Origin of the sequence: Fodinibius salipaludis (genome assembly GCF_002287075.1) — a bacterium.
Classification (GTDB): Bacteria; Bacteroidota; Rhodothermia; order Balneolales; family Balneolaceae; genus Fodinibius; species Fodinibius salipaludis.
The window spans coordinates 1-1,232 of the sequence record NZ_NSKE01000028.1 but is presented as its reverse complement, the minus strand read 5'-3'; the positions used below and the strand labels follow the sequence as shown (position 1 = coordinate 1,232).

Genomic DNA, 1,232 nt, shown 5'->3' with positions numbered 1-1,232 from the left:
GACCATCAACGAAACGCCCGTCACCGACATTGCAGTAAGCTCGATGACGGCCCCCTCGGAAGCTACCCAAGGCGACCAGGTAGAGGTCTCGACAACAATAGAAAACCTGGGCAACCAAGATGTTAACCAAGACATAGCCGTTTCGCTTGTGAATCAAAATAGTGGGGCAACAATTGACTCAAGGTCTATAAGTGGCTTAAATGCCGGGACCAGCCAGTCACTGACTTTGAGCTGGGATACCGGAGGGGTGGTCCCGGGCAGTTATACCTTAAGAGTAAGTCATAATTTTACTGATGATAATGCGGGCAACGACTCTCGTACTTCTGAAATTGAGATTATAGATAATCAATAGTAAGAGGTATCAAAATCAATGCATAGTTTTGCCAGACAGAAGATTATCAGCTTGAACAGCCAATAAGAGAGTAGGTAAAACTACCAGTGAATTGAAATTAGCAGTTTGATTTAGCGCTGGCAAACAAATCTTTATTATCGAGTGGTTTTAATGGAGGCAAATAAAAGAATTCTCCTTTATTCGGTAGCTATAATTATCGGTATCTTCTTTTTGATTTGGGGATTGTTGGAAGCCCAGGGCGTTCTTGCACCATTGATAACTGCTATTACTTTGGCACTGGTGATACTCCCCATGGGAAAATGGATAGAGAACCATTTTAAGAGGGGCTTTTCCTCTCTGCTTAGCACTTTTACGCTCTTCATCATTTCCTTGGGATTTGTTGCCCTTCTATCATACCAGACTAAAGTTTTTGTTGAAAGCTGGCCCGAAATTAAAGAAACGATGGGGCCTAAAATTGAACAGTGGAAGACATTTGTGACGACGAGTACCTTTTTAAATGAAAGTGATCTCCCGACAAGTGATAGTTTTTCGCCAGTGGAAGGTGAGTCGGGTGAGGGGGCTCCATTATTAAGCATGTTTGGACGTGGTACCGGGTATATGGGTACCTACCTGCTGGCTTTTATTTATGTATTTGTGAGTTCAAGTAGTAAGTGCAACATGAAGCAAGACCTCAGGGAAAAACCCCTGAGGTCTTCCGCCAAGCGGGTTATATTCATGTTGTCATGCAAAAATACACCCAACTCAGCCTAGAAAATCGTCATCAGATCAAGGCTCTGCTTAAAGCAGGCCATAATCAGAGTGAAATTGCCCGAACTATCGGTGTACATCGCTCTACAATCAGTCGGGAACTTAAACGTAATGTAGACAATGGCGGTTCCAC

3 protein-coding genes are annotated in these 1,232 nt (G+C 43.4%); all 3 read left to right on the top strand.

Annotated elements, in window-relative coordinates; translation table 11 throughout:
• Window positions 1–352, top strand: a 352-nt coding sequence (locus CK503_RS15885) for a CARDB domain-containing protein (protein WP_217988436.1), incomplete at its 5' end; no start/stop codon positions are given.
• A 150-nt stretch (window positions 353–502) separates the two neighbouring features.
• On the top strand, window positions 503–1,102 hold the full coding sequence (locus CK503_RS15880; RefSeq protein WP_095607812.1) for an AI-2E family transporter: 600 nt from the start codon (window positions 503–505) through the stop codon (window positions 1,100–1,102).
• Window positions 1,075–1,232: helix-turn-helix domain-containing protein (locus CK503_RS16520; protein WP_141239953.1), on the top strand; the 158-nt coding region annotated here is incomplete at its 3' end. The genes CK503_RS15880 and CK503_RS16520, both read left to right, overlap by 28 nt.

Bases quoted from the DNA above. Each gene is read 5' to 3' on its own strand.
- CK503_RS15880 (WP_095607812.1), top strand. From the start codon at position 503: ATGGAGGCAAATAAAAGAATTCTCCTTTATTCGGTAGCTATAATTATC.